At 58.7% G+C, this 17531-nt stretch carries 16 protein-coding genes, 1 tRNA gene and 1 riboswitch; of the genes, 2 read left to right on the top strand and 15 right to left on the bottom strand.

What is annotated here, in order from left to right:
* Positions 1 to 13: 13 nt before the first annotated feature.
* From I6I71_RS01810 to dcd, 6 genes are all read right to left on the bottom strand, one after another.
* On the bottom strand, positions 14 to 1549 hold the full coding sequence (locus I6I71_RS01810) for an FMN-binding glutamate synthase family protein (protein WP_236587343.1): 1536 nt from the start codon (positions 1547 to 1549) through the stop codon (positions 14 to 16).
* Between the two features lie 108 nt (positions 1550 to 1657).
* Entirely contained in the window at positions 1658 to 2266 is a 609-nt protein-coding gene (locus I6I71_RS01815) for a Fic/DOC family protein (RefSeq protein WP_201821848.1), read from the bottom strand.
* Positions 2253 to 2555: an antitoxin VbhA family protein gene (locus tag I6I71_RS12245; protein ID WP_414017444.1), complete on the bottom strand. Its 303-nt coding sequence runs from the start codon at positions 2553 to 2555 to the stop codon at positions 2253 to 2255. Before I6I71_RS12245 ends, I6I71_RS01815 begins: the two co-directional genes overlap by 14 nt.
* Positions 2488 to 3819 (bottom strand): UDP-glucose dehydrogenase family protein, encoded by a 1332-nt coding sequence (locus I6I71_RS01825; protein ID WP_201821850.1) that lies wholly within the window; start codon positions 3817 to 3819, stop codon positions 2488 to 2490. The genes I6I71_RS12245 and I6I71_RS01825 overlap by 68 nt, the downstream gene beginning before the upstream one ends.
* 43 nt (positions 3820 to 3862) lie before the next feature.
* Positions 3863 to 4588, bottom strand: coding sequence for a hypothetical protein (locus I6I71_RS01830; protein ID WP_201821852.1), 726 nt, complete (start codon positions 4586 to 4588; stop codon positions 3863 to 3865).
* A 34-nt stretch (positions 4589 to 4622) separates the two neighbouring features.
* Positions 4623 to 5186, bottom strand: a complete 564-nt coding sequence (dcd, locus tag I6I71_RS01835) for a dCTP deaminase (protein WP_052205878.1) — start codon at positions 5184 to 5186, stop codon at positions 4623 to 4625.
* A gap of 62 nt (positions 5187 to 5248) precedes the next feature.
* Between dcd and I6I71_RS01840 the strand changes: the two genes are divergently transcribed.
* Positions 5249 to 5322 (top strand) — tRNA-Gly (locus tag I6I71_RS01840).
* Between the two features lie 242 nt (positions 5323 to 5564).
* Here the strand turns inward: I6I71_RS01840 and I6I71_RS01845 are convergent.
* The 7 genes from I6I71_RS01845 to I6I71_RS01875 all read right to left on the bottom strand — a co-directional run bounded on the left by I6I71_RS01845 (position 5565) and on the right by I6I71_RS01875 (position 13494).
* Complete coding sequence (locus I6I71_RS01845) at positions 5565 to 6956, bottom strand: ABC transporter ATP-binding protein (protein ID WP_052205876.1); 1392 nt, start codon at positions 6954 to 6956, stop codon at positions 5565 to 5567.
* Positions 6953 to 7639 (bottom strand): energy-coupling factor transporter transmembrane component T family protein, encoded by a 687-nt coding sequence (locus I6I71_RS01850; protein WP_052205874.1) that lies wholly within the window; start codon positions 7637 to 7639, stop codon positions 6953 to 6955. Before I6I71_RS01850 ends, I6I71_RS01845 begins: the two co-directional genes overlap by 4 nt.
* On the bottom strand, positions 7632 to 8228 hold the full coding sequence (locus I6I71_RS01855; protein WP_035757768.1) for an MptD family putative ECF transporter S component: 597 nt from the start codon (positions 8226 to 8228) through the stop codon (positions 7632 to 7634). The genes I6I71_RS01850 and I6I71_RS01855 overlap by 8 nt, the downstream gene beginning before the upstream one ends.
* A 34-nt stretch (positions 8229 to 8262) precedes the next feature.
* The gene (locus tag I6I71_RS01860) at positions 8263 to 10011 is read right to left on the bottom strand and encodes an ABC transporter ATP-binding protein (RefSeq protein ID WP_201821854.1); all 1749 of its coding nucleotides are present in this window, start codon (positions 10009 to 10011) and stop codon (positions 8263 to 8265) included.
* Positions 10008 to 11795: an ABC transporter ATP-binding protein gene (locus I6I71_RS01865; RefSeq protein ID WP_052205871.1), complete on the bottom strand. Its 1788-nt coding sequence runs from the start codon at positions 11793 to 11795 to the stop codon at positions 10008 to 10010. The genes I6I71_RS01860 and I6I71_RS01865 overlap by 4 nt, the downstream gene beginning before the upstream one ends.
* A gap of 84 nt (positions 11796 to 11879) precedes the next feature.
* A complete protein-coding gene (locus I6I71_RS01870; RefSeq protein ID WP_236587344.1) occupies positions 11880 to 12719 on the bottom strand; it encodes a recombinase zinc beta ribbon domain-containing protein in 840 nt (279 codons plus the stop codon).
* Positions 12720 to 12930: 211 nt separating this feature from the next.
* Positions 12931 to 13494, bottom strand: a complete 564-nt coding sequence (locus I6I71_RS01875) for a hypothetical protein (protein WP_201821856.1) — start codon at positions 13492 to 13494, stop codon at positions 12931 to 12933.
* A gap of 17 nt (positions 13495 to 13511) precedes the next feature.
* A riboswitch (SAM riboswitch) is annotated at positions 13512 to 13636 on the bottom strand.
* 68 nt (positions 13637 to 13704) lie between these two features.
* On the opposite strand from I6I71_RS01875, the gene I6I71_RS01880 reads away from it, so the two are divergent.
* A complete protein-coding gene (locus tag I6I71_RS01880; RefSeq protein WP_236587345.1) occupies positions 13705 to 14520 on the top strand; it encodes an esterase/lipase family protein in 816 nt (271 codons plus the stop codon).
* Between the two features lie 14 nt (positions 14521 to 14534).
* On the opposite strand, the gene I6I71_RS01885 is transcribed toward I6I71_RS01880, so the two are convergent.
* Both I6I71_RS01885 and I6I71_RS01890 read right to left on the bottom strand, forming a co-directional pair.
* Positions 14535 to 16109: a VanW family protein gene (locus I6I71_RS01885; RefSeq protein WP_201823142.1), complete on the bottom strand. Its 1575-nt coding sequence runs from the start codon at positions 16107 to 16109 to the stop codon at positions 14535 to 14537.
* A gap of 328 nt (positions 16110 to 16437) precedes the next feature.
* Positions 16438 to 17529 (bottom strand): glycoside hydrolase family 3 N-terminal domain-containing protein, encoded by a 1092-nt coding sequence (locus I6I71_RS01890; RefSeq protein ID WP_201821858.1) that lies wholly within the window; start codon positions 17527 to 17529, stop codon positions 16438 to 16440.
* Positions 17530 to 17531 lie beyond the last annotated feature (2 nt).

Consider the following 17531-nt stretch of genomic DNA (forward strand, 5'->3'; position numbering starts at 1 on the left):
ACAACAGGCTCCCCTACACCGGACGGAACGTGTCCGGTGAGGCGGCCTTCCAGTCGGGTGCCCAGGATGACGGGGGATCTTCTAGCAGCTGGCCGGGGCGTAGCCACTCGTAGATGTTGGCGTAGGAGCGCGAATCCGTTGGCGACACGTTACGGCGCAACATCTCAGGCGTCAGATCCGCCGGATCCGTCACACCCATGGACGCCATGAGACGCACCGCAGTATTCACGGTGGTGTGGTGGTAGTTGTACACCGCCTGGGCCTTGTCCTTAACCACAACGGCGCGGTTGCGGCGCGGGTCCTGGGTAGCAACGCCGGCCGGGCATTCGCCGGTGTGGCAGCGCTGCGCCTGGATGCAGCCAACCGCCATCATCATGGCGCGGGCGGAGTTGGTGTAGTCAGCGCCCTGGATCATGCGCATGACAATGTCGGAACCACCCGCCACCTTGCCGGAAGCGCCGATCTTGATTTGGTCACGAAGTCCGGTGCCAACAAGGGCGTTATGCACCGTCATCAATCCGTGGGTCAGCGGCATACCCATGTGGTCTTCAAAGTCGATGGGTGCTGCACCGGTGCCTCCCTCGGAGCCGTCCACAACAATGAAGTCGGGCGCGGTGCCAACCTCACGGATGGCCTTGCAGATGGCCAGTACTTCCCTGCGGCTGGACACGCACAGCTTAAACCCTGCCGGCTTGCCGCCGGAGAGCTCACGCATCTTTGCAATGAACTCGATCAACTCCACCGGCGTACTAAACACGCGATGACCTGCGGGGCTGATGCAGTCCTGGCCCATGGGCACTCCACGGATTTCGGAGACCTCTTTGGTGATCTTGTCCGCCGGCAGCACGCCACCAATACCCGGCTTCGCGCCCTGGCTGACTTTGAGTTCAACCATCTTGATCTGGTCATCGGCAGCGCGGTCGCGGAACTTCACCGGATCAAAGTCACCGTCTGGCGTGCGCGCACCGAAGTAGCCGGTGCCCATCTGCCACACCAGGTCACCGCCGAATTCCTTGTGGTACGGCGAGACACCACCCTCACCCGTGTTGTGTGCAAACCCGCCCATGGCCGCGCCCTTGTTCAAGGAGCGCACGGCGTTTTTGGACAGAGAGCCGAAACTCATCGAGGACACGTTCAGCATGGAAATGGAGTACGGCTTGGCGCAGTCCTTGCCGCCGACAAGGATGCGCGGCGGCTCATCCGGCATCTCAACAGGAGCCAACGTGTGCACCAGGTGCTCATGATTGGTGGCGTAGACGTCCTGCACCGTGCCAAACGAGGTTTCGCTTTGCTTGCCCTTCGCACGCTCATAGATAGCGTTGCGCTGGTCACGGTTGAACGGGCGGCCGTCCCAGTCACGCTCGATGAAGTATTGGCGCAGTTCAGGGCCAATATCGGTGAGCATGTTGCGCATGTGCCCAAGGACGGGATAGTTGCGCAGGATCGGGTTTTTCGTCTGCGTCATGTCGTGGATGGCCACGCCACCCAACGCCGCCGCAACTGTGCCGAGGGCGACCTTGCCAAAGTTTCCGGACTTCTCTTTAGCCATGCGCCCCATCATGCCCTAACGGTGCCCACATAGTGGGACAAATCGCAGACCTATTTTTGGCCGCCGCGCCCAAGCGCTTGGAAGTCCCTTCTGAGGTTCAGCCCAGATTCACCTGGGCACTGCGCGGTCAAAAATTGCAATCAATGGCTCTAGGTCTTGCTGTTCGTTTGCAATACGGCATGCGTCATCGTTCTCAGTCTTGGAAATGCGAAACCATTCAATTTCTCTCCCAGTAGCCCGAGCAATTCGCCCCCAAAACACCCGCTGTGTTCTACCGTTTCCCTCCCGGAAGGGATGCAGATAATTCAGGGCGTCATAGTGATATGCAAGACGGTGTACAAACTGTGTTCTTGACATCCCGTAGAGACAGGAGTCGTCTTGTAAAGCTTCGAAGCAATTCTGAGCAACTATAGGGAGCATTCGGTGCGGCGCGAAAGGTAATGCCATGCCAGTTGGCCTGCGAAGATCAACAGTACGAAGTTTTCCCGCCCATTCGTAAACGTCCCGAAAAAGATGCTGATGAATCAACTGAACTTCGCGCAGATCTCGGCTTTCTGGAATATCCTTGTCGGATAGTTGAAGTGCGCGAGCAAAGACAAGGTCTGCTTCCGCTTTATCTAATTCAGCCTGTTTGTCGGCCCCCACTAAGTTCTTCAGTATCCCAGTTGAGGGGTCAATGTACGGATCCAGATTGCCGCGGAACTCAGTGGAGCCCATATCTAGCTCGGGTCAGTTTCACAAGCTCATCTGCAGAGATCAAACCATCGACCCAGCGTTGCCCATCTGCACGAGTAGGAGCGCTCACAGTCAGGCCCTCCAACCGATTATTCACTACGGCTTCTTCAAACAGCTTTTGCCGACTCACAGTGTCCTTATCTTGAAAGAAGAACGGCGTTGCCATCTTGCCACCTTCCTGGGGTTCGCACGAGTTACTCCCACTATAGGCTGCGCCCCAGGGCTTGGATTTCCCATCCGGCTGCATGCCAGGCTTCCGCTGGCAGCACATTGCGGCCGTCGATGAGCTTTTGCTTATCGACGACCCCCGCAACCCACCCCGGCTCCATCTCCTTAAACTCCTGCCATTCTGTTGCAAGGATGACAAGTTCGGCGTTACGCAAGGCGTCTTCAAGCGAAGAAGCGTAATCAAGCGTTGGGAAGACCTTGCGTGCGTTGTCCATGGCCTGCGGGTCATAAACGCGCACACTTGCACCCGCGAGCGAGAGCTGACCTGCAACGGCGAGTGCCGGCGAGTCACGCACGTCATCCGAGTTCGGCTTAAACGCCGCCCCAAGCACCGTGATGCGGGTACCAATCAGGGAACCGAGCATCTCACGGGCGAGGTCCACCACGCGTTGGCGGCGGCGCATGTTGATCGCGTCAACCTCACGGAGGAACGTCAGCGCCTGGTCCGCACCCAACTCACCGGCGCGCGCCATGAACGCACGAATGTCCTTGGGTAGGCACCCGCCGCCGAAGCCGAGGCCGGCGCCGAGGAATTTACGGCCGATGCGGTCGTCATAACCAATGGCATCCGCCAGCTGCGTGACGTCCGCGCCGACGATCTCACAGACCTCACTTACCGCGTTGATGAAGGAGATCTTGGTGGCCAAAAACGCATTGGCCGAGACCTTCACCAGCTCCGCCGTCTGCAGGTCCGTGACAATAAACGGCGTGTTGTGTGCAAGCGGGGTGGCATAGACCTCGCGGGCAACCTGCACCGCTGAAGATTCCGCCTGGGAATTAGTAGCGTTGACGCCAAGCACAATGCGGTCCGGCTCAATGGTGTCTTTCACCGCGTAGCCTTCGCGCAAGAACTCCGGGTTCCAGGCGATCTCTACACTCGCACCATCTTGAACCAGCCTGTTCGCGCGCTCCTGCAGTGCCGCCGCGGTACCAACCGGCACGGTGGACTTACCAAAGATGATGTGGTGGCCCTGCAGTTTCGGCACCAGATCATCAATAACCGCCTCCACGTAGCGAGTATCCGCCGCGTACGAACCCCGCTGCTGCGGAGTACCCACACCGATGAAGTGGATGTTGGCGAAGGAGGCGGCGGTGGCGTAGTCCGTCGAAAAGCTAAGGCGACCTGCGTCAATATTTCGCTCAAGCACCTCCGGCAAACCGGGCTCATAAAAAGGCACCGTGGAGTTTTGCAGTGCCTCAATCTTGTGTTGATCCACGTCCACGCCGAGCACCTCATGGCCAAGTTCCGCCATGCACGCCGCGTGCGTCGCCCCGAGATAGCCAGTACCGATCACCGTCATCCGCATAACTGGCAATTATGCCGTGCGGTGGCCAGATCGGCAGCGCGAGTTAATCCTCGCCATCCAAGTAACCGGTGAACTCCACCTGGAAATCCGGGTGGTCATCCGCCCACGTATTGCTAGTTTCGTCTTCCCAATCCTCCATGGCGTACTTAATGCTCAAGCGTGCATCATCCGGGTCCGTGATCTTGATCGGGTGCGACGGCTGCGGCCCCCGCTCACTCAACAGCCTTGCGCGCTCATCAAACGCCCCCTCCTCAGAGGACGCCTGGACGGTAAACATGCCTTCATCATCAATGATGAAGTAGAAGCCGCGGCCGAGATCGTAGACCACTACATCGGGGCCCGACATGTAGCTGGCCTCCGGGAAGACCTCGGACGGGTGCTGCAAGAACGCATCCAACGCCTGCGTGATGTATAGGGACGCAAGCAGCGCAAACAGCTCACACACCGCCGGGGAAAACGCCGGCTGGTTACCGTTTTTCGCAAGCGCGTTATCCACGTCCTCCTCATAGAGCGAGGTGGCCAACGCAAGGTTGCGCAGCGCCATGGACAGATCCACCGCACGCTGCTCGTTGGTCAGCTGCGGGTCCTTAACGACGGCAGCGACCTCAGCCGCGTACTGCAAAATGCGCGCCTGGCGCTTTGCAAACTGGTCGTAGATGACATGGTCAGCGTCGATACGCTCGGCAAGCTCAATGATCTCCTGCTGCGTAATCGCAGGATCCTCGCCCTGCACTGGCAGCGGGGTGAAATACAGTGTGTAATCTTCCATCGGTTTCGTCCTTTTGGTTTGTTCTTCTGGTTGGTTAACGGAAGTTCAGGTAGGCCTTCGACGCCGTCGGCCCCCGCTGCCCCTGGTACTTCGAGCCCAACTTGGACGAGCCGTACGGCGTCTCCGCGGCCGAGGTCATAGCGAACAACGCAAGCTGGCCTACCTTCATGCCCGGCCACAACGTGATCGGCAAATTCGCCACATTGGACAACTCAAGCGTGATGTGGCCTGAGAAACCCGGGTCAATGAAGCCTGCGGTGGAGTGCGTCAGCAGTCCTAGGCGGCCCAGGGAGCTTTTTCCTTCAAGACGCCCCGCCAAATCCGCCGGCAACGCAAAACTCTCAAGCGTTGCCGCCAACACGAACTCGCCCGGGTGCAGCACAAACGCATCCCCCTCCGGGACCTCAACCAGTGTGGTCAGGTCCGGCATCTCCTCTTTCGGATCAATGTGCGTGTACTTCGAGTTGTTGAACACCCGAAACAGGCTGTCAATACGCACATCAATCGAACTCGGTTGAATCATCTCCGGATCAAACGGGTCAATGCCGAGACGGCCGGATTCAATAGCGTCGCGAATATCATGATCAGAAAGCAGCACGTATGCGAGTGTACTTCCCTATTTTTGGGCTTGGATTGCACGGTGCTAAAGTCAAGGACGCTGCCGGCGTAGTTTAGTGGTAGAACATCAGCTTCCCAAGCTGAGAGTGCGAGTTCGATTCTCGTCGCCGGCTCCAATTGTCAACCATCAGGAAGGTTCTCCCAGTCACGCTGTGTCAACTATGTCGTGACTTCGGACACCGTCGCCGGCTCCAATGTCGCCGGCTCCACTATGACGTCGAAAATGATAAGTACCCTTTTGCGTTAGCGAGTACGCCCCAAGGGGGTCAAGAAAATCGCTTGCGTTAGCGAGTGTATAGCGCGTTTGCCCTGACCTGCGGAAATGCTTTCCTCTCTTTCGACCGAGCGAGCGTTTGCGTTAGCAGGCGTTGATTTGGTCGAGGTGGATAGCGTGGTCGGCGACCTCGGTAACGAGTTCAGCGTCGTGGGTGATGACGATGACGACGGCACCAGTGTCAGCGAGTTTACGCATTACTCGGGAAATCGCGACAAGGTGCTTGTAGCCAACACCTGATGTCGGCTCGTCGAAGATGTAGACCTTCTTGTTCGCGGCAAGCGCTGTAGCAATAACCAGACGTTGACGTTGCCCACCAGAGAGTGCTTGGGGATGATCAGCCTCATGGTCGGTGAGGTCGAGTTCTTTAAGGATCGCCTGGGCGTCGATGTGTTGTTTTTCGGCTCTCGTTATCCCGAGCGTGACTTCGTCAATAGCGGTGTCTGAGAATAGCTGCCGGGTGGGGTCTTGCATTACGAGGTATGCGTCCCGGTTGGTGAATTTTTGCCTATTGAGTGTGATGGATGCACCTTTGGCTTTTTCGAGTCCGCAGATGATGCGTGCCAGTGTTGATTTGCCTGACCCGCACGGGCCGAGGAGCGCTGTGATTTTCCCTGCCGGAAAGAGCAGATGGCCGATGTTGAGAACCGTGTTTCCGTGGCGGTAGGCGAAGGTGAGGTTGTCAATCTCAAGCCCATCTCCTGCCGGTTGCGGAAGTTGTGGCATAGGCACAGTCACTAGGGATCGCAGCCCAAGCTGTTTGCGCTCCTCATCCGAGGTAGCGTAGAACTCTTCGCCGGTTGCGGTGAGGGCGATGTTACCTTTATCGAAGCAGTAGACACGGTCAGCGATCCCGGAAAGGAAACTTAGCCGGTGTTCAGCAATGATGATGGTGTGTCCATCAGCTTTGAGCCTGGCGATGAGTGTGGCGAGTTGGTCGATAACGTCAGCTGAGAGGTTCGCGGTCGGCTCGTCAAAGACAATCAGCGACGTGTTGTTGCACATGGCGACGGCGCAGGCCACGCGTTGCATCTGTCCGCCTGATAGTTGTGTGACGCGGGATTCCAACAGGTCGGCGATACCTAACTCGGCTGCAACCTCGTCAATGCGGGCACAGATCTCCTGCGGGTCGCGGCCGAGATTTTCTGGGCCGAAGGCGAGTTCTTGACGCACGTGAGTGGTGTAGAACTGGGTGCGCGGGTTTTGAAACACTGTCGAACAGTGGTGGGCAAGCTCTGATAAATCTACTCGTGCCACGTCAATGTCGTCGACTGTGACGCTTCCGGTAAGGTCGCCGTCGTGGAAGTGCGGGATGAGCCCGTTAAACAGCCGCAACGCGGTGGTTTTCCCCGACCCTGACGCACCACACAGCAAGGTGACGGTTCCAGGTGTGATGGTGATGGTTACGTCATTGATTGAGGGGTGGTCTGCTCCCCGATAGGTGAAGGTGACCCCAGTTGCTTGGGCTGTTGTCATAGGACGATTCTCCATATCGCGAAGCTGATAACGATGAGCAGAATGACCGCGTCGATCACACGGAATTTCACGACCGTGACTGAGGTGGGCTTTGCGGTTCCGCCCAGTCCGCGTACAAGGGCAGCAGATGCCAGTTCGTCTCCGCTGCGTACCACGGTCGATAGCAGCGGGATTGTGAAGTACTGGGCCGCACGCAGGGAAAGCGCGGACATGCCGCGTAGTTTCATGGCATCTGAGATCGCTTTAACCTCGTGGCCGATCACGGGCAGCACACGTAACGCGACTGAGATCGGGATCGTGAAACAGGTCGGGATTCGTGAGCTGGCGAGTGCTTTTTGCAAGGTGGCAGGTCGGATCACACCGATCGCGTAGGCTCCCATTCCTGCGCTGACACTGAATCGCCACATCCACTGCAAAAACAGCACGAGGAACGCGCTGGCCGTTGACTTCCACACCAGTGGTATCACGAAGACGAGTGTGCCGAGAGCCGCAAACGTGGCCAGGTAGACGGCAACCCAGCTCGGGCGCACGAGCGTGTTGGGATTGATCGCAGCGCTCGCCAGCATCACGGCGGCGAATCCGCCCAGAGCACACACGAACCACGGCGAGTAGGCACTGTAGATCGTGGTGGAGACGATGACGAGCGCTACGATAATCGTGCGCGGGTCGGGAAGTTTAGACAAGACCGGCCCGTTCAAAGTGCTTACGCGCCACCCTGGTTCCCAACAGACCAGCAAGCCAGCCCACGATGAGCATCACAACGAAGAAGCCCAACAGAATCGGAATCGTGACAACCTGCGCCATCTTCGCGGCATACTCGGCGCCCATTTGTTCGGCGATCTGCGACATATATGCGTCTTGGTTCATAAATAGCGGAATCCACGGGGAAACATAGATCGGCAGGATAAACAGTGCATATGCCAGCGGGACACGAACTTTCACGCTCTTCGGCCCCTTGGTGATCACCAAGTCAGCGAGCAGGCCGAACACAGCGGCGATCGCAATTCCTCCCACCCAGTGACCCGTTACGAAGAAGAGGACTTCGATGAGGATCAGCATGATTGTCAATGCCCCCATCTTCGGAGTGCGGGCAGTAAACAGCGCGAACACGGTGCCGTTGACGAGAATGGAGAGTAAGAAGCCGGCATACATGGCAGCCGGAATGAACCCGAGCATTCCGAATGCAAACACGATGACGAACATCAAGGCGGTGAAGACGCCGATATTGATGAAGTCGCGCGTGTTTAGGCGCGAGGACGTGGGTGTGGACATAGTTTTTCCTTTCATGTGCGTATACGTGCTGTGTTTAGACGAGTTGCCATCCGGCAGCATTGATGCGTTCTTGCCAGAAATCGCGGTATTGACCTGGCTGGTTGACCAGCTCGTCGTGGCACCCGCGCTGGGCGATACGCCCATCGTGGGAGAGCACAATGATTTGGTCAGCTTGGCGAATGGTTTCAAGTTTGTGGGCGATCACGATTAGCGTGGAGTGCTTGCGTAGCTCGTTCATCGCCGCAACAATGTTGGCTTCATTTTCCGCGTCCAACGCGCTGGTGGCCTCATCGAACAGCACGATCGGGGCTTTCTTCACCAAGGCGCGAGCGATGGACACTCGTTGGCGTTCCCCACCTGACAGTGCACGCCCGCCAGCACCCGCCAATGAATTCCAGCCGTCTGGGAGGCGGTTGACAATTTCCGTCACGCCCGACAGCTCAGCGGCCCACCTGATTTCTTCATCAGTAGCTTCGGGATTGCCAAGGCGAATGTTGGCTTCGAGAGTGTCATTGAATAAATAGACGTCTTGGAAAACGAGAGACACCTGGCGCATCAAATCTTCGGTGGTCTGCTCGCGCACATCAACCCCGCCAACGCGTACGCTGCCGGACTGCACATCCCAGAAACGTGCAACCAACCTCGCGATTGTGGTTTTTCCGCAGCCGGAAGGGCCAACCAGGGCACACATGCCGCCTTGCGGGACATGGAAGGACATATCACGGAGAACCGGGGTGTCCGGATCGTAGCCGAAGGTGACGTCCTCGAAACGAACATCACCAGGTGCCCTCACTGGTGTACAGGCATCGGGTTCGGACAGTTCGGGGGCATCCATGACCTTGTCGACGTGGTTCATCTGCTGGCGGCGTTCTTCCAGCCCGGTCATGCAGCCACCGATGTCTTGGAGCATGGTGGTGAACCGCAGGCACATGCCGATTGTGACCACGGCGTTCAGCGCATTCATTTGCCCGCCGAGGGCGAGTTGGGCGGTCAGCCAGATCATTATCACGACAAGGGCTTGGACGAACATTCCATTAATCAGGTTCGCTAATGTTTCGATCCACAATGCTTTGCGGCTTTTGCGGTCAGCCTGTTTGAATGCCCGATCAAGGGCCGGGTAGTCGTCGGCGACATGGCAGGAGCGCAGCGCGCCTTGGCAGGTGGCGAATTCGACCATGCGAGCCGCCAATTCTGACTCAGCTGGTTCGGAAACCTGCTTACCTTTATCAAGAAGCACGCGGGAGATATGGAGGAAGGCGAGCATGATCGGGAACGCGATCGTCAAGGTCAGTCCCAGCCGCCAATCCCAGAACCAGGTTCCCACAGTGATCACCAGCACGGCTGAGAGTTTTTGGACGAGGGAGAAAATGAAGTGCGCCGCCGACTCGCCCAAGTTCATCATTTCCTGGGTGACCATGCGCGACAGTCGGCCAGAGCTACCCGAATCGAACACTCCCAACGGTAGGCGGGCTACTTTGTTACCTATTGCGTGGTGGACGTCGTGAATGAACCCGAGCGCGCCAATATAGCCGGTGCGCATACCATAAAACTCGGTGCCTACACCCGCTACCGAGATCACCGCCAAGGCGATGAGCCAGCCCCAAAACGATAACCCCCACACCGGCATTCCGGTCGCTAGGGCACTTGCTGCGGGAAGCAGAATCAGCAGGGCAAAGCCGTGACACAGTCCTGAGACCGCACCCCACGCTTGACCGACCGAGAGGTCACGCCACGAGGCGGGTTCCATCAAACGCTTAAAGCGTGGCAGCAATAGTTGATTCATCGTGTCATCTCCTCACATGCACCTTGGGCAAGAAGTGCCTGATAGTGCGCATTACCCAACAGCTCGTCGTGTTTACCGACCACAGCAATGCGCCCGCGTTCCATGACGACAATCTGATCCGCGCCCCTGATCGAGGCCAACCGGTGGGCGATCACAATCACGGTTCTGCCTTTGGCAAGAGTCGAGAGAGCTTGTTGAATTTTCGATTCCGATTCCGGGTCCGCCATCGCCGTCGCCTCGTCCAGCACCAACACTGGGGCATCAACCATGAGCGCCCGGGCGATCGCGATACGGGCTGCCTGCCCGCCCGAAACGTGGGTGTCCTCCCCCAACACGGTGTCGTAACCATCTGGCAGGCTCATGATGAACTCGTCGATCTGCGCGGCTCTCGCCGCCTGTCGCACCTGATCCAAGGTTGCGTCTGGCGCGCCCAGGGCAATGTTGTTGTGGATGGTGTCGCGAATAAGCTGTGCATCTTGCAAGACGAACGCGACCGTCGAATACAACACATCCTGGGAAATGCTCTTTAGATCAACCCCGCCGATAGTGATCGTGCCAGCGTCCGGGTCATCGAAGCGGGCAATTAAACTCGCCAACGTCGACTTCCCCGCACCCGACGGGCCAACCAGCGCGGTCACCGTGCCTGCCGGAATGCTCAGGCTCACCTCGTCTAATGCCTGGGTGTCGTCATAGGCATACGACACACCCCGAATCTCGATATCATGACCGTGTGGTGTCTGTGGCGCATCGGGCTGACTCAACGCTGGTAGCTCCATGACGTTCACCAGCCTCACTGCCGCAGACCCTGCGAGCTGGTACGACCAGGCGATGGTTGCGACTGCCATCAACGCTCCCGGCAGCACCAAGGCGATCAACGTCGTCGTTATCACCTCGTAGATGCTCACCCAACCGGCGTTCATCATCAACGCGCCACCGCCAAGGTTCACGATCAACAACACCGGGATCGACACCCACGAAAATGAGGCGACCGACATCGACACCAGCGGCATACACCACGCCCGGTAGAACTTAGAAAACTCGTTAGCTGCATCTAAATAGGCTTTATGTGCTTGGCCGACCTTGCCGAATGCTTTCACCACTGAGATACCGGCAACGAACTCGGCCATCGTTGCCGAAACCTGAGCGAGCTTGGTGTCCATTTGTGCGGTCTTCTCATTCATCCCACGCATCGACATGCCATACATGCCCACATAAATCGGAATCGTCGCAATCGACAGCAGAGCGAGCCGCCAATCCACCACAAACGCATATATCAACAAGGCGAGCGGGGATACGATCGCGTTCAGTTTCTCGATCGGCCCGTGCGCGATCACTGTATGCACCGTGGCCGTATCATCCTGAATGGTCTTGCGGATCTTCCCCTCACCCTCGCGGGTAAACCACGACAGCGGAGCAGTCGACATTCGGGCGGCAATTTGCCGACGCATCTGATTACGCAACGACAGGTCAATAAAATGCGTCACGCCCAATGCAACAAAATATAAGGTCAACCGGGTCATGTATGCGCTGACGAGAAGCATGACAATCCAGTTCACCCGCGCCGGGTCCATCTGGTCTTGCATAAGTTCTCTGCCAAGCTCCACCAGAGCCACATACGGGGCAATAGCCAACACACCAGAGAGAAAAGCCAAAACCTGCGCGACGAACAGCTTGCCTTTCACCGGCTGCGATAGCTGACGGATTGCGTTCTGGCCAGCGACAGATTTTTCCTTCGCGGACCCATACTCACCGTCAACAACCTGATCCATTGCACTATCGTCCATGCAAACACCATCCTTCTTAGGCAAGGCTAACCTTATCTAAATTCTGGGAGGTGTACCTAACCGTGCACGTCAACCGCTACAACATCATCCTTGCAGGGCCATGCTCACCTGTTCACCGTTACGGAATACGAACCGGATCCCGTCCTCGTCTACGATGGCGTGATCGATGAGTGCGCTCCACTGCGCGGGGCGAAAATCGCTCACAGGTTCGCCCGCCAGATCGCCTAGGGCTGTGGTGACGGCGGCATGCTTGGCAGTGTTCGCTGCAATATCTGCCTCTAGGCTCGCTTTGTATGCGAGCGTCTTACGGTAGATAGTATCGAATTCGGTGTAGCGGGCTTGGTAGGCGTCCTGGTCGAGCGCGCGTTGCTGGTTTTCCGCAATCAGCGCTTCGATCTGCTCGGTGAGTTCCACAAGTTTCGCCTGGCACGCGGCAGCTTGTTCTTCCAAACGGCTCGTACCGAACATGTCGCCAAGCACCTGCGGTAGCTGGCTTTGCTGCGGACGGCGGGCGATCAGTTGATTGAGCGCTTGCACGAAAGAATCCTTGATCTGCTCGTCTTTCACCGTCGCGCTGCTGCAGGGATGTTCGTCTGTGTATTTGTGGTTGCATTGCCAGACTGTGTACTTGTATTTCGTGTTCGACGCCCACGTCTTACGCCCATACCACACCCCACACCGAGCACATTTGAGCCGGGTGGAGAACAAGCCGACTTTCGCTGACGATATGTTGCCATGCCTGGTGGCGAGCTCGTATTGCACTTGATCCCAGATGCGTGGAGCAATAATCGGCTCGTGGTTGCCTGTTACGTAGTATTGGGGTACTTCGTTGGACTGGATCCGTGAAAGGCGTGAGGTGCACCTAATGACCATCAGCATCAAAGCGATCATCCCCTTCTTTATGGGGGCGTTCTTCTCACTCATGCTAACCGAGAGATACGACTCTTTGATTCTTGGAGTTGGTTTCCTCACTGTAGTGACCATCGCTTGCTACGTGTCGAATCGCGTAATCACAAAGTCGGACTCGACCAAATCTTAAGCGCCACCGAACAGGCAACCCTCATACCCACGCAGAGCCCTTCTATTTGAAAGGGCTCTGCGTTTGTTTTGTACCACCCCAACAACCGGCCTCAAACTACTCCGCGACCGTGCAGGGGGTCGGCGGTTCCATCGACACTAAGATCGCCTTGTAGGAGCTGCCGCCACCGGTGGTGTAGCGCAGGACTTTCCAATCCGGGTTGTACTCCGTTGCACGCGCAAGCTCTTCAGGGTTGTGGTTGTAGGCGCAGACCGTTTCGGTCCCGTTCGGGCTAGTAAACGCGAAGGTGATCTTGGTGCCGTCGTGCTCAAGCACCTCGATGGGGAACCACATGTACTTCTGGTTCATGGCGCGTAGCACCGGAATGTAGTGCTGGTTATGGCCGACAGCCACAAGGTCACACTCCTTATACATGCAGGCGCGACGGGCTTTTGGTTGCTTGGGCAGGGGAACCACGGCGCCACCAACACGCACGGCACCGGAGATTCGTGAGTACTCGAACTTCATACCGGTATTAGCAATGAACATCATCGCCTCGGCAGGGTTGTTGAATTCTGCAACGATGGCCTCATCAGTCTCGTCCAACGTGAAGGTGAACGAAGCTCCGGCCAGGTTGGATACGGTTGCGGGGGTCCAGTCTGTAGGAAAGCCAGTAGGCATGAGAAAACACTCCTGAAGAATCGCACTTCCGGCGCGGCGATTGCTCGTGCCGGCGGATCTTCTCCCGGGGGCACCGTGCGCGATGTGCGCGGTTGCCAGCCGACGAGCCGGGAGGCTTTGAAATACGTCGGACTTCGTGATCCACGTGAAACCCTACTAGACAGAGCTGTCTGGTGCAAGTGGGCGTCGAAAAGCAATAAGCTCTTGGGGGTGAAATGGTTTGTAACACTGGCACTTGGGTACGGCGCGGCGCTGGGGTTGCAGGAGCGACCCAGGCTGCCGTTTAACAACCCGGATTTCGTGCCAACGCACCCGACGCCGGTGCTGTATATCCATGGGATTAACTCGCGGACGGCCTCCTTCAAGGAGAACGCGAATTACCTGGCTGCCCAAGGTTTTTGGGTGTGGGGATACGACTATGGCGACATGATCGCCCCCGGGTTTTTCGGCGTGGGCGACCTGGATGCGATTGTGGAGGACGTCGCGCAAAACGTGGACCGTGTGCTGCGCGAAACCGGCGCTACACAGGTGGATATTGTGGCGCACTCCCAAGGCGCGCTGATGACCAAGCTGTTCATCGCTCGCGGTGGGGCGCCCAAAGTGCGGCGCGTGGTGGCCATGGGCGGCAACTTCCACGGCACGGACATGCGGGGCTGGGCTGGCCGCCTAGGGAAGGTGGCCGCTCGCTATCCGCGCCTGACGGCACTGCTTGCTTCCGGCGCGTCGCAGCAACTCGTGGGCTCGGCGTGGCTGAAGCGCTTCGCGGACGTGCCGGATACGGACCCGTCGATCGTGTACACCTCGATCTACTCCCCCAGGGATCATGTGGTGACGCCGAATTCGGCGTCGCAACTGAACGCGGTCGGTGGCGCCGACGTGGTCAACATTGACTCCGGTGCGATTTACGACGGCTACGCGCCCCTCCACTCACTCATGCCACGAAACCCACTCTACGCTGCACTAACCGCGTGGGGGCTCACCCGTAAAGTGGGCGAGCACACGCCGCCGGCGCTGGAGATCCACTGAGCAACTGAGAAGAACTAGCCACACTTCACAATCGGCACCGGGGTGTACACCGTGGTCTGGGTTTCGCGGGAAAGCTCGTTGCCCGCAAGGTCATAGATCACTCGCGTGTCAGAAGTGGTGAAGCCCGGCGCGCCCGAGGACGGGATACAGCTGCCGCCGGTAACGCGCTGCTCCTGCGGCTGCGTTGTCGCCCAACGTCCACCGTTGAAGGATTCCACGGTGGTGGTTTTCACGCCCATGAGACTGACGGTGACGCTGCCACCGCCAACGTTGGTGACAATCTTGACCGGGTGCGGGGAGTCGTTGCGGAACTGCAGGTCAATGGCACCTTCGTACACGGTTGCCTCGCGCCCGGCCGGGTAGCGGGAGATGTAGTAGGAGTGCGGGGTGTGCGCCACATCCGTCATCGCCGCGAAGTATGCGGCGTTGTACAAGGTGGTGGCGAACTGGGAGATACCGCCGCCCACCGCGGTATCCGCGCGGCCGTTCAAAATGATGCCCGATTCCACGTACCCCTGCGCCGTGCCGCGTGGGCCGGTGTAGCCGTTCAAGGAGAACGTCTCACCCGGGTTGACCACAGCACCGGAGACGGTCTGCGCCACCAGGGCGATGTTTTGGCCGGATGCGGCGGAGTATCCGCTGGTGGTGAAGCTGCCAACCACTTGGTCGAACGTAGCGTTGGCGGCGTCCTCAGTAGTAAATGTCGCCGGTTCTGGTTTGTAGGTTGCGTCCCATTCACGTGGGGCGCTATCAAGCAACCTGCCCTCAAAACCGTCTAAGGTTTGCTCCCAATCCACCACCAGTCCGTCGATGGATTCCTGCACGCCGCCGCCGGTGAGTACGCGCGCGTTTTGCGCCTCAACCTCCGTCGGCGCGAGCTGCTCACCCAAAATCCCCTGCGCGGCCTCCACGTTGACCTGCGGCTGGATCTTGCCGTCCACCACCGGGAACTGGATGATCTCACCCAGTCGCTCCTGCGGCACCGTCGCCGCCACCTCCGGATCATTACTGCGCACCGTCAGCGGCCCGTTCAACGCCGCGCGCACCGGCCCTTGCTCCGCTGCACGCACCGCCGCCTCATTCACGACAGGCTCCACGGTCACCGGCTCAACCTCCACCCCTTCCGGTTGCAGCCACTGGGCCTTGACCGCTTCGCTCAGCTTGTTTGCGGCGACGTCCTGCCCCAACACCGGCTCATCCACATTGGCACGCCCACCTTCAATATGGATCGCACCATCAACGGGATCCCGGTGCAGCTCAGCGCTTAAGGTTTCCATGGCGGGGTTGAACTTCGCGTCATCCACCTTCGCCACTGCATCAACCTCACGCTGCGTAAACAAGCCGCGCAGCCTGCTGATCGGGTTGGCGGACTCAACGCCAACGGCGTCAATGGTTGCGTCCCAATCCATCACCAGACCGGCCTCCGCCGGAACGAACTGCGCGGTGGCCTGGTCAGCGCGTACGGAAACGGGGTTCGTTTCAATGTTGCCCAGCTCGTCTTGGAGCTTCCCTTTGGCGCTCTCAGGCTTCATACCCCCAATTGCCACTCCACCAACGGTGGTGCCGCGCGGGACGTTGCCGCGGTTCATCGCCAGGTCCGCCAGATAGATCGCCAGCAAGACAGCCAGCACGCCGACGAAAATGCCAACGGCAATCTTGCCGCCACGGCCTTTGCCACGCGACTCGGATTGTGCTTGCACAGTACTCACCCCGTTAAGCGTAGCCAGATACTCGCCGGCTGGAAAAAGTTGACATAACGCTTATCTGCTAGAGGCGGCTTCGCGTTACTAGCACACAACGCAAAAAGAGCCGAAAGTCTGAACATTCCACCTGGGGTTTTAGAAGGGCATTTTCATTGTCTGCTAGGAGCACGCCGCGCGCCGCTAGCAGACAAATACAAAACCCAGTTACAACCCCCTAATGCAAACGCTCCACGCGCGCGGCTGCCTCGTCCACACGCGCCAGGGGCACTTCGCCGCTTTCCACGGCAGCGACAACCAGATCAATCGTCGCCGGCAGGTCAGCGCCCGTAGACCATAACGCCTGGTCAGCACCCGCGGCAATGGCCATCTTCACGGCCTGCGGGGTCGGTGCGAAGTCTAAAAGCCCACGCATGCCGGAGAGGTCATCAGTAACAATCACGCCGTCAAAGGGCACACCACCCGGGTAGTCGCCTTCGCGCAGGATGCGATACGCCTCCGGGTTCAGCGAACTTGGCACACCTACCGGCCCCATGCCGGGGACGATCATGTGTCCCATCATCACGCTGGCATCAGGAAAACGTGCAAGCAGCGGCCCATACGGAAGCATGTCGAGGGCCTTCAACTCCTCCACGGGTGGGGTCACGGCCAGCTGGTGGTGGGTATCCCCAGAGGCCCGGCCGTGGCCCGGGAAGTGCTTAAACGTCGGCGTCACGCCCGCGTCCACCAACCCCTGGGAGAACAACCCGCCAACGCGCACTACCTCCTCCGGCACGGAGTTGAAGGAGCGGTCCCCCACAATGTCCAGGTCAATCACATCAAGGTCCAAAAGCGGGGCGTAATCCACATTGATGCCGTGGTTGCGCAGGGAAACGCCAATGTCATAGCCGGTTCCCTGGATCACCTCCGGCGGGTTGCCGGCCAGCGCGCGCGGCGGCATGAAGCTACCCAGCACCTGCGTGTGGCGCTGGACGCGGCCGCCTTCAAAATCAATCGCTACGGAAAAGGCCCGCGGGTACTGCTCCCGCAGCGCGTTAATGTTACGGCCCGGCTCCGTCAGCAGCGCCGGATCCGCCCAGCTCGGGATGATCAACCCGCCCACGCCCTGGTCCAGTGCCCACCGCGCCTGGTCGTAATTAGTCACCCCCACCACCATCAAGGAGGCCACCTTCGCCCGCAGGTCTTGCTCGGGCTCTTGCTTATCGACGGGGGCGGGTGCTGGGGTGGGCGTTTGGGCGTCGTCAAGCGAAGGCCCCGAACATGCAGCAAGGCAGCACGCAGTGAGCACAGACGTAAGCCGTGCGCGCATGA

Source organism: Corynebacterium riegelii (assembly GCF_016728505.1).
Lineage (GTDB): Bacteria > Actinomycetota > Actinomycetes > Mycobacteriales > Mycobacteriaceae > Corynebacterium > Corynebacterium riegelii.

What these genes read in the sequence shown, in the direction of transcription:
- I6I71_RS01825 (WP_201821850.1), bottom strand. Translation starts at nt 3,819, where the DNA reads ATGCGGATGACGGTGATCGGTACTGGCTATCTCGGGGCGACGCACGCG.
- I6I71_RS01815 (WP_201821848.1), bottom strand. Translation starts at nt 2,266, where the DNA reads ATGGGCTCCACTGAGTTCCGCGGCAATCTGGATCCGTACATTGACCCC.
- I6I71_RS01855 (WP_035757768.1), bottom strand. Translation starts at nt 8,228, where the DNA reads ATGTCCACACCCACGTCCTCGCGCCTAAACACGCGCGACTTCATCAAT.
- I6I71_RS01860 (WP_201821854.1), bottom strand. Translation starts at nt 10,011, where the DNA reads ATGAATCAACTATTGCTGCCACGCTTTAAGCGTTTGATGGAACCCGCC.
- I6I71_RS01845 (WP_052205876.1), bottom strand. Translation starts at nt 6,956, where the DNA reads ATGACAACAGCCCAAGCAACTGGGGTCACCTTCACCTATCGGGGAGCA.
- I6I71_RS01875 (WP_201821856.1), bottom strand. Translation starts at nt 13,494, where the DNA reads ATGCCTACTGGCTTTCCTACAGACTGGACCCCCGCAACCGTATCCAAC.
- I6I71_RS01885 (WP_201823142.1), bottom strand. Translation starts at nt 16,109, where the DNA reads ATGAACCGCGGCAACGTCCCGCGCGGCACCACCGTTGGTGGAGTGGCA.
- I6I71_RS01830 (WP_201821852.1), bottom strand. Translation starts at nt 4,588, where the DNA reads ATGGAAGATTACACACTGTATTTCACCCCGCTGCCAGTGCAGGGCGAG.
- I6I71_RS01890 (WP_201821858.1), bottom strand. Translation starts at nt 17,529, where the DNA reads ATGCGCGCACGGCTTACGTCTGTGCTCACTGCGTGCTGCCTTGCTGCA.
- I6I71_RS01865 (WP_052205871.1), bottom strand. Translation starts at nt 11,795, where the DNA reads ATGGACGATAGTGCAATGGATCAGGTTGTTGACGGTGAGTATGGGTCC.
- I6I71_RS01810 (WP_236587343.1), bottom strand. Translation starts at nt 1,549, where the DNA reads ATGGCTAAAGAGAAGTCCGGAAACTTTGGCAAGGTCGCCCTCGGCACA.
- I6I71_RS01870 (WP_236587344.1), bottom strand. Translation starts at nt 12,719, where the DNA reads ATGAGTGAGAAGAACGCCCCCATAAAGAAGGGGATGATCGCTTTGATG.
- I6I71_RS12245 (WP_414017444.1), bottom strand. Translation starts at nt 2,555, where the DNA reads ATGTGCTGCCAGCGGAAGCCTGGCATGCAGCCGGATGGGAAATCCAAG.